Source organism: Streptomyces sp. NPDC022910, from assembly GCF_055561075.1.
In genome coordinates this window covers 19,480-28,988 of sequence record NZ_JBVHHL010000079.1, presented here as the reverse complement: position 1 = coordinate 28,988, position 9,509 = coordinate 19,480, and the positions used below count along the sequence as shown (strand labels likewise).

Sequence of the window (9,509 nt, the reverse complement as noted above, 5' to 3'; positions counted from 1 at the left end):
CCTCCGCGCGAAGTCCACGCCGACTACGAGAAGTTGCGAATCGCCGCGTGAAATAGACGGTCAGACGCCTGTCCGGAAAACGCGAGGCCCCTCAGTCCCGGCCCGCATCGACGTCCGCATACAACGCGGCAAGCTCCTCATCGGACTTGAACGTGCCGTCGTCATTGGCCGCCTTCGACCACGGGACATTCACCGCCGTGGGAATGTGCCCCCGCTGCATGGCCGCCTCCTGCAACATATGCGCCGGCGCGCTCAACGCACCGGAAAACTCCTCCGGTGACCGCACATCCACCAGATTGCGGGTGCCGATCGACGCCAGCACCTCATCACGCAGAGCACGCAGAGAGTCATCCGCCGACGCCGCCACATACCGGGTCGCCGGACGATCCGGCACCTCAGTGACCAGCGGGCGGCCATCCAGCTCCCACTTCTTACGGCCACCGTCCAGCAGCCTCACATCCTGGTGGCCGTAGACCTTGAAGTACCAATAGGCAAACGCGGCGAACCAGTTGTTGTTACCGCCATACAGCACGACGGTGTCGTCGTTGGCAATGCCCTTCCCCGACAGCAGCGCCTCGAAGCCGACCCCGTCGACAAAGTCACGACGGACAGGATCCTGCAGCTCACTGCGCCAGTCGATACGCACCGCACCGGCAATGTGATTGACGTCGTAGGCAGCGATGTCCTCGTCCACCTCCACCACGACAACGCCGGGATCGTCCAGGTGCGCTTCCACCCAGTCAGCGTCGACAAGAACCTGCGTACGGCTCATAGTGAACCATCCCTTCAAAGGCTCGCGGCCGGGCGCGGCAATGTTGAGTCAGCGGCAGCGACATCGTGCAGGGCACGGTCCTGCGCCGTGGGCCGGGGTGCCGATCGCCTGGGGCTTGCACGTGAGGTGCGGATGCGACGCTGTACAGCCGCACCCCCTATGGAAACCTGGCTGTCGACGTCAAGTTCATGTCTCGATTGAACCCCGCATATTCCCCTCAGGCAAAAAGATTGCCTCACAGGCAAATATGGGTGCTCGACGGGCTCGTACCGCCCCATAATGTGCGGGTGCCGAAAACCCCATCCATGGCCTGTGAGCTGCAGGTTCTCGGGAACGGCCGTCAATCAGCGGCCGGGCGTGTCAGGCTGATCGACCGTGCTGCTGCGACTGCCCTACCTCGCCGTGTCGAGCGTGTTCTCCCTCATACGGTTGCTGCCGATGAGCGACGTTGACAAGGCCATCGAGATATTGGCGTTGCGGCACCAGCTGGCCGTCCTGCAGCGGCAGATCGACAGGCCACGCGTCTCGTCGGCGGATCGCGCTTTCCTGGCCGCGCTTCTCCACCGGCTCCCGAGGCACAAGCTGCGGCAACTGCACCTGATCGTCTCCCCGGACACGGTTGTGAGATGGCACCGGGACCTCATGCGTCGCCGCCACGCCGACGCCTCCCGTCGCAAGCAACCCGGCCGTCCACCGACCCTCCCCCAGCCTTCGGCCGGGAAGTGCCCCCAGCAGCATCCGGGCTCTCGTCCTGCGACTGGCCCGCGAGAACAGTGGGTGGGGCTACAGAAGGATCCACGGCGAACTCTCGGTCCTAGGTGTCAAGGTCGCACTCTCCAGCGTGTGGGAGATCCTGAAGCAGCACGGGATCGAGCCGGCGCCCGAACGTGACCGTCAGACCTGGGCCGCGTTCCTGCGCAGCCAGGCCCACGCGATCATGGCCTGCGACTTCTTCACCGCCACCACCTTGAACGGCGCGACGCTGTATGTCTTCGCGGTCATCGAGCATGCCAACCGGCCGGAACGGCCATGCCCTCTGCTCACGTTCGGCGTCGCCGGTCGGCTTGAATGAACGCTGTGGGTTTCAGCGAGGATGACCTGCGGGCAGCGGCCGGGCCCCGTTCCCGGAACCGAACCGTCAGGCGTGTACCTTGCGGCAGCCTCAGATCAGACAGGACGGGTTACCTGGAGTCTCTCGTGGCTCTGTGGCAGAGAAGGCCGTGCCCGGGCCGCTGGCGGTCGTCGTGGTGCGCCCGCCTGCCAGACTGGAGGGACCACACGGCGCGGGCAGGAAGGCGACAGCACCGATGGGCAAGCGCAACCAGGAACGGCGCAAGGCAAAGCAGAAGCAGCGCCGCCAGCAGGCACAGGGGCAGGAGCGGCGGCAGTCGACGCGCTCAGGGGCGGCCTTCGGATTCGGCGGCACCTTCAACGGCGGTGCGCAGGACGGGCCGTTCGCATTTGTGCCGCCGCCGCGCGCGCCCTCACTCGCCGATGAGCTGGAGCGGGCGGTCCACGAGCTGATCGAGGTGCCCGAGGAACACGCCGAGCGGGAGATCGCCGCCGCCGCGTCCTGGCTCGCCTCCTCCGAGCGGCGCAGGCCGGCTCTCAGCCGGGCCGTGCTCGCGATGACCGACCGGCTCTTCGGTGCGCTGTGGCGCGCCGGCTGGCAGCCGGCTGACGTCGTACGGGCCGTACGCAAGGAGCTGAAGCCCCGTCATGGCCGCCTCGCGGTGGACCTGATCGCCGCCGAGGGGCGGCGGTACGCGGCCCGGGGGCTTGACCACCGTTGGGCGGCGCAGCTGAACGAGCTCGAGGCGCGCGTGTGGTGGGAGTCCGACGAACAGTGGCTGCCCGGCGTGGCCCTTCGTGAGAAGGCGGACCATCTCGATGTCGCGCGCTGCCTGATGGAGCTGCTGCGGCTGCTGTCCTGGCTGCCTGCTCTCGAGCTTCTGTGCCCGCCGCCGAACGCCTCCTCGGCCGCTGCGGCGGCCCGGCCCGCGTCTCCTGAGGCGGCGCGGATGCTGGGACGTATCCGCGCCCTTCTGACGAAGGCCGAGTCGACCGAGTTCCCCGAGGAGGCCGAGGCGCTCACCGCCAAGGCCCAGCAGCTGATGTCCGAGCACAGCATCAGCGAGGCCCTGTTGGCCGCGCGCGGCGGACGCCGGGACACCCCGGCCGGTATCCGGGTGGGGGTGGAGAACCCGTACGAACAGCCCAAGGCGATCCTGCTCGAAGTGGTGGCCCAAGCCAATCGCTGCCGCTCGGTATGGTCGAAGAACCTCGGCTTCGCCACGGTCATCGGCTTCGAGGCGGACCTGGACTCGGTGGAGCTGCTGTACACCTCGCTGCTGGTCCAGGTGGCCGCGGCCCTCCAGGCCGAGGGCGGACGCACGCATGTGGGCGGTGGCAGTCGTACCCGGTCCTTCCGTCAGTCGTTTTTGACCTCGTACGCGACCAGGATCGGCGAGCGGCTCACCGAGGCGACCGCACAGGCCACTGACGCGGCGGTGGCCGCGTCGGGTGTCCCGGGAGCGTCGGCGCGGGCGGGTGCGGGTGCGCCCGAGGTGCTGCCCGTCCTCGCCGCCCGCCACCGGGCGGTCGAGGAGGAGACCGAACGGATCTTCCCTCAGATCTCCTACTCCCGGTCCTCGGGCATCAGCGACTGGGAAGGCTGGACGAGCGGTCGCGCGGCAGCCGACCGCGCGAGCCTCGGCACCGACAGCGGGGCCTTGCCCTCCCGCTGACCAAAACCCTGCGCCATGCACTACCGGGTTCGGCGGCGCACCCACGCGGACCACCCCCACCTCGCCCTTTATGCCGCGTGTACGCTCGTCATCCCGCCGCCCGTGCGAACGAGGCTCTCGACTCCCCGGCGCTCCACCCCTGGTCAGCGCCGTGGGCGGCCCCTCCGACGCCCAGGTCTCTGCGCGACGGCCCGGTCGGGCACCCCTGATATGCAGGCTGCCGGGGTGCTCAGTCGCCGTCCGCTTCGAGGCTCTTGTAGCTCTCGAACCAGTGGACGTCGAAGTAACGGTGCCCCTGCCGAAAACCTCATCCGTGCAGGTGAGAGGCGGTATGCGGGTTCCGCGGGCCGGCGGCCCGCGTGCTCGGGTCGGGGCTCTGGCGCGAGTGCCCAACCCTGCGGGAACATGATCGATCGTGCTGCTGCGACTGGCCTACCTGGGTGTGACGAACGCGTTCGCCATGCTGCGCTTGCTACCGATGAGCGACCGGGACAAGGATGTCGAAATCCTGGCGTTGCGTCATCAGATCACCGTGCTGGAGCGGCAACTGGGAGGGGACAGGCCGCGCTTCAGGCCGAGCGATCGGGCGTTCCTGGCCGCGTTGCTGCACCAGCTCCCGCGCGATGCACTGCGTCGGCTGCGGTTGCTGGTGCGCCCCGACACGGTGCTGCGATGGCACCGCGACCTGATCACGCGCCACCACGCGGCCCGTTCTCGGCCGAAGCGCTCGGGTCGGCCACGCACCGTGCACTCCATCCGCGTGCTGGTGCTGCGCCTGGCGCGGGAAAATCCCACGTGGGGCTACAGGAGGGTGCACGGCGAACTGCTTGTGCTGGGGATCAAGGTGGCCGCCTCCACGGTATGGGAGATCTTGAAGGGTGCCGGGATCGATCCCGCGCCCGGACGGAGCTCCAGTACGTGGGCCGACTTCTTGCGCTCCCAGGCCGAGGCGCTGCTGGCGTGCGACTTCTTCGAGACGGTCACCCTGACTGGAGCGCGGCTGTACGTGTTCGCGGTGATCGAGCACGCCAGCCGCCGGGTCCGCGTCCTGGGCGCCACGGCTCACCCGTCGGCGGCCTGGGTAGTCCAGGCCGCGAAGAATCTCGTCATGGACCTGGAGGACACGGGCTGCCGAGCGCGGTTCATGATCCGGGACAGGGACGGGAAGTTCCCCGAGCTGTTCGACACCATCTTGAAGGACGCGGCCATCGAGGTCGTGTTCAGCGGCGTCCAGATGCCCCGAATGAACTCGATTATGGAGCGGTGGGTGCAGACGTGCCGGCGTGAACTGCTGGACCGCACGTTGATCTGGAACCAGCGCCACCTCTGCCACGCTGTACGGGAGTTCGAGCGGTTCTACAACTCCCATCGGCCCCATCAGGGAATCGCGAACGCCCGACCGCTCCACCCCTTGCCCCAGGCGATCAGCGATCCAGGGCAGATCACCCACCTCGACATACGAAGGCGTGAACGCCTGGGTGGCATCCTCCACGAGTACGAACATGCCGCGTGACCTGGGCGGACGAGGTTTCCGGCAAGGGCAATGTCCTGTTTCCGCAGGTGAGAGGCGCAGTACCTGGACCGCCACCGCCCCACCCCCTCACCGAGCCGATCACGAGGCTTGAAGGCCCCAGGAACGACGAAATACCGGCGAGTAACATAACTCGGCCGGTATTTCGTGAACGTCTCGGGACGATCTCGTGAACGTCCCTGGTTGTGTCCGAGGGGCGAGTCGACGGCCGACGATACGGTGTTGGTGGCGCAAGGGCGGTTCCATGCACAGAGCGCGGCGTGAGCCATACGACTTCAGGCTTTATCCCCAATTTCTGACTCAGAATACCCGCGATCCTTTTCCTCCCCCCGTCACTTGACGGCACACAGAACGCCGGCCGCAAAGGGGTGGCGCGACCGGGGGTTGTACCGCTCGGGCAACGGCGCTTCTTACCGAGCGGGGTCTGATGCGGGAGGCACGACTTGGGCATCGCCCCATCGATGCATGGGCGTGTGCAGAGCAATCTGGTGGTGGAACTGAACAGCGGTTGCCGTGCATGGCCGCAATCGGCCCGTCGGTTACGAGGTCACCGGCAGATTCTGCTCGGGGCCCCGGGTTGCCGGCTGCGCGCTCCTGGCGGCGACGCGGCGGACGGTAAGAGCGCCGACGGCGGACAGGACAAGGAAGACGGCCATCACGGCGGTTCCGGCGGTGTACCTGCCTGTGGTGGTGCGGAGTGCGCCGGTGATAGAGAGGCCGATGATGCCTGAGATGTTGGCCAGGGCGTTGGTCATGGCGATGCCTGCGGCGACGCCGTGCCCTTGAGGCAGGTGGCGGGCAGTTGCGTTCGCGAGCGCCTGCACTTCTGCGCTCTGCATAGCTGGTCCCCTGTCAAAGGGCAGGGGACCAGCGACCATCGGCCGGTCTCGCGAACGAGGAACCCGCACCTGACCTGCTCCGCACAGTCGGCGGCCCTCTCGGCGCCAACTCGCGGTGGGAGCTGAGGAGTCGGTACGCGCCACCAGGCAGCACGCCGATCCTCGCGGCGGGAGGAACGACCGCCGTGGCTCAGGGTGGGGCGGCTGGCGGTTGACCGAGCGAGGGCATCTGCGGGCACCGCCGGTACCTTGTTCTCTGTGGACGGACAGCTGAGCGATGCGGAACTCGATGAACTGGTCGAGCAGGCCACCGTTGACGCCTACGACGGCGAGCAGCAGCTCACGGGCCTTTTCACGATGCTCGCAGAGCAGCTGGCTGTTCCGTTCAAGACGGTCGTTCTCGGGGTCGAGGTCACCGTGAAGAAGGTGGACCTGCTGCCCGGCAGCCAGATCGTGGCGGTCTGCACGCGCGGCAGGCACCGGCAGGCGATCGGCATTCTCGACCTTCCGTTGCCGGATCCGGCGCCCGAGGGGGCCGAGTGGATCGAGGCCTACCGGCACTGGGGCCCGTGAAGGCACCCGGGTCAGTGGTCGCCCGACAGCGTCGGCCGGTAACCCTGATCGGCGAGCCAGGCCCGGGCCCGGCCCTGCTGCCGCTCCGCGGAGAACAACCAGTACCGCTGCAGCTGCGCCGGCGAGGTGGCCAACATGTCCTTGAAGCGGCGGAACGCTCCTGGACCCTGGATCGCGATGCCGAGGAACCGGGCGAGGTCCGGGTCGTCGAGGGTGGTGATGAAGTCCTCCATGTCGCGGTAGGCGTCCCGCGATCCCTCGCACGGGACGTCGAGCCACCGCTCAGTGCCTTCCGGTCCCTCCTCGTCCCATGACTCCTCGGTGTCCGCGAGGGCAGGCCAGCACTCACCGGTGCCCAGGTCGATACGGCCACCACCCCAGGCCGGGTCCCCTTCGAGCAGACTGGAGAGTTCCTCCAGGTCGACCGGCAGCGGCCGCAGCAGGCAGAGGGCGCGGCCTCCCGCCGTGTCGAGCTGTTCGGCGAGGACCTCGTCTCCGGGCCAGCCCCGTTCGCGCAGTGCGGACGAGCACGCGGTCGCTGCCTCCCGGGCGCCGGGCAGGCCCCGGGAAACTGCTGCGGTGAGTGCGTCTCCACACTGCTGCAGCACTCCGACGGGGTCATGCGCACGCAGCAGGGCGAGCAGGGACGGGCAGTCCGCGTTGTGGCGGGCGGCGCGGAGTGCCTTCAGCGCGTGGTCGGTCCATGCCTCGGTCACGCCCGCGAGGCTACTCCCCCGAGTTCTCGGCTTCGCTCAACAGGGGGACCTCCGCCGTGCGCTGCGAGCGCTGCCGTCTCCGGTGCGACAATGCGCTGGTGAGCACAGCGGACAGGGCCACAAGCAGGCGCAGGCGGCCGACGTTCGGCCCGGAACCGTGGCCTCATCCGGCACCGTCTGGCGAGTGGTCGTACTGGGACGTGTGGTTCGCCGTAGCGTGCGTGGTGGACTGCGGCCAGGCGCTGGAGGGGCGGGCGAAGACGGCGCCCATGCGCTGGATTCCGAGTCGGCGGCTGTCCGAGCGGGCTGTGACAGGGGCGTGGCCGCGCTTCCCGGTGTCGCCGCAGGGGCCTTACGAAGCATTCGCCGGGGTTGTGGATCTGGATCGGCATCATGGCCAGTGGGCGACGATGGCGGTGGCAGAGGTTCTGGCCGAAGCCACCGTCGCCCAGGTGGGGGAAGCAGTCGGGGCGGCGAGGTTGCTGGCTGTCCGCCGGGCCGCGTTGGCGTGCGGGCTGCGGGCGCTGCGGGTGTGCGACGACTCGTGCGGCACACTGGGCGAGTGGTTGCGCCGGGCGGTGGCCGAGTACGCCGCCGTCCCCTGGCGGCGGACGGCGATGCCCGCCGACGTGTTCTGGCAGGACTTCCTTGAGCTCCTCGTTGAGGTCGGTGATTTCGGCGGGACGTACCGGCAGGCGGCCGAGCTGTTCCTGCACGCCGGGGCCGGCAGCGATGTGGACCTGGTGGAGACTCTGGCCCGTGCGCTTCACAGCGAGTACGCCTCGGCCCGCCTCGACTTCCGCGCTCGCGAGATCCTGGGCCTTCGCGCCTACGCCCAGGTCGCGGCCGGGGCGGTGGACCGATTCGCCGCCACCGCGACCGTGCTGGGCTCCGAGGACTGGCAACCGCTGGAGGCCATGGTCTCCTACGCCCTGCAACGTGGTGACGCCGCGAGCGCCCGTGCCGTGCTCCGGGCTGCGGACCGGCCGGGGTTCCATCCGGACTGGGTACGGCGCCGGTCCATCGAACTGGCCCAGGAACTCGACGGGGCAGGGCTCACGTGACGCGGACAGGCGACACAAGGAAAGTGTGGGACCGGCTGCTCGGCTGGCTCCTGCCGGACGGCGGCCCAGCCGGCTCGCTCGCCCAGGAGGACGTGGAGCGGTTCTGCTGGTACGAGCTGCCGGTCAAGTGGGTGGCAGAGCCCGCCGAGTACCCGCACATCCTCACCGCCCTCGCCGAACTTCTCCAGGACGCCGGCCGGCCCCGGTCCGCGGCCGTCTGCACCTCGGAGGCCACCCGCGAGATCCTCGCCGCATGGCAACACTCGCCTGATCAGGGGCGGGCCGCCTACCGGCGGGCGGTGGACGCCTCCCCGGTGACCCCGCCGGACACCGACCTGCTCACCTGGGGGTCGGTGATGGGCATCGACGAGGCCGTCGCCCGCAGCAACGCCTCCCGGCTGCTGGAGCAGGCGCTGGACGACGGCGCACTGGTGCCCGGCACCCGCGGCTACGCCGCCGCACGCATCGAGCACGTAGAGCGCTGGCTCACCACCCCGCATCCCGCGCACGATGGACGCACCCCGCTCGATGCCGTCCACAGCGAGCGCCGCCGCACCTGGGCCGAGGCCCCACCCGACGCCCGGCGTCGTCTGCGCGGCACCGTGATGGACCTGCTGAGCGTGGCGCCCGAGACGGCCGCCGACACGGCCGAACCCCTGCGCTGGCTACTGGAGGCGGTAGGCGACGGGGTGACGCTGACCCAGGCCGGCTACCTGCCGCGGGCTCTGGTCATCGAGGCCGCCGAGCGCTACGACTGGTATCTGCCGGGCATGGTGCCGCGCACCGAGTACGACGTCGTTCGCCTCGCCGAACTGCATGAACTGGCCCGCGCGGCTCGGCTGCTCGCCAAGCGGCACCGAAAGCTCGCCCTGACCACCCGCGGCCGACAACACCTCGCCGACCCGGCCCTGCTGCAGGCCACGGCCGCCCGCGCGTGGTTCGGTGACGGTGTCCGAGCCGAACTCGCCGAAGCCGCCGCAGCGGCCCTGCTCGGCGGAAAACTCCCGCTCGACGACCTCACCGCCGCCGTTCACACCCTGGCCGCCGAGGTGTTCACCCTCCCCGACGGCTCCGCGCCACGACGCGACGACACCCGCCACTTCCTGTGGCAGTGGCTGCGTCCCGGCGAGGCCCTCGGCTTCCTGGCATACCGTGACCGCCGCCGCTCCACGATCTCCCTCACCCCCACCGGCCGAGTCGCCGCCCGCACCGCGCTCCGAGAACGTGCCCAAGCCCCGCGGACCGCACCCTGGACGTGAACCTCCCG

8 protein-coding genes and 2 pseudogenes are annotated in these 9,509 nt (G+C 69.3%); 6 read left to right on the top strand and 4 right to left on the bottom strand.

Features of this window, described 5'->3' with window-relative positions:
- Positions 1 to 94: 94 nt before the first annotated feature.
- Together ACZ3TS_RS38545 and ACZ3TS_RS38540 are read right to left on the bottom strand one after the other, a co-directional pair.
- A pseudogene (locus ACZ3TS_RS38545) lies at positions 95 to 772 on the bottom strand (sulfurtransferase); the annotation flags it as partial.
- A 360-nt stretch (positions 773 to 1,132) separates the two neighbouring features.
- Positions 1,133 to 1,429: a hypothetical protein gene (locus ACZ3TS_RS38540; protein WP_467626815.1), complete on the bottom strand. Its 297-nt coding sequence runs from the start codon at positions 1,427 to 1,429 to the stop codon at positions 1,133 to 1,135.
- Here ACZ3TS_RS38540 and ACZ3TS_RS38535 point away from each other — a divergent pair.
- The 3 genes and pseudogenes from ACZ3TS_RS38535 to ACZ3TS_RS38525 all read left to right on the top strand — a co-directional run.
- Positions 1,319 to 1,790, top strand: a pseudogene (locus ACZ3TS_RS38535) (integrase); the annotation flags it as partial. The gene ACZ3TS_RS38540 and the pseudogene ACZ3TS_RS38535 sit on opposite strands and share 111 nt — an antisense overlap.
- 187 nt (positions 1,791 to 1,977) lie before the next feature.
- Complete coding sequence (locus ACZ3TS_RS38530) at positions 1,978 to 3,519, top strand: DUF2786 domain-containing protein (RefSeq protein WP_467626808.1); 1,542 nt, start codon at positions 1,978 to 1,980, stop codon at positions 3,517 to 3,519.
- Between the two features lie 415 nt (positions 3,520 to 3,934).
- Positions 3,935 to 5,032: an integrase core domain-containing protein gene (locus ACZ3TS_RS38525; protein ID WP_467626805.1), complete on the top strand. Its 1,098-nt coding sequence runs from the start codon at positions 3,935 to 3,937 to the stop codon at positions 5,030 to 5,032.
- A 557-nt stretch (positions 5,033 to 5,589) separates the two neighbouring features.
- On the opposite strand, the gene ACZ3TS_RS38520 is transcribed toward ACZ3TS_RS38525, so the two are convergent.
- Entirely contained in the window at positions 5,590 to 5,889 is a 300-nt protein-coding gene (locus ACZ3TS_RS38520) for a hypothetical protein (protein WP_467626803.1), read from the bottom strand.
- Positions 5,890 to 6,147: 258 nt separating this feature from the next.
- On the opposite strand from ACZ3TS_RS38520, the gene ACZ3TS_RS38515 reads away from it, so the two are divergent.
- A complete protein-coding gene (locus ACZ3TS_RS38515) occupies positions 6,148 to 6,462 on the top strand; it encodes a hypothetical protein (protein WP_467626801.1) in 315 nt (104 codons plus the stop codon).
- A gap of 11 nt (positions 6,463 to 6,473) precedes the next feature.
- Here the strand turns inward: ACZ3TS_RS38515 and ACZ3TS_RS38510 are convergent, their stop codons facing one another.
- Positions 6,474 to 7,178, bottom strand: coding sequence for a UPF0158 family protein (locus ACZ3TS_RS38510; RefSeq protein WP_467626799.1), 705 nt, complete (start codon positions 7,176 to 7,178; stop codon positions 6,474 to 6,476).
- Between the two features lie 416 nt (positions 7,179 to 7,594).
- On the opposite strand from ACZ3TS_RS38510, the gene ACZ3TS_RS38505 reads away from it, so the two are divergent.
- Together ACZ3TS_RS38505 and ACZ3TS_RS38500 are read left to right on the top strand one after the other, a co-directional pair.
- Positions 7,595 to 8,242, top strand: coding sequence for a hypothetical protein (locus ACZ3TS_RS38505; protein ID WP_467626797.1), 648 nt, complete (start codon positions 7,595 to 7,597; stop codon positions 8,240 to 8,242).
- 23 nt (positions 8,243 to 8,265) lie between these two features.
- On the top strand, positions 8,266 to 9,501 hold the full coding sequence (locus ACZ3TS_RS38500; RefSeq protein WP_467626795.1) for a hypothetical protein: 1,236 nt from the start codon (positions 8,266 to 8,268) through the stop codon (positions 9,499 to 9,501).
- Positions 9,502 to 9,509: the final 8 nt, after the last annotated feature.

Excerpts from the sequence above, each read along its gene's own strand:
- ACZ3TS_RS38520 (WP_467626803.1), bottom strand. The coding sequence starts at position 5,889 with ATGCAGAGCGCAGAAGTGCAGGCGCTCGCGAACGCAACTGCCCGCCAC.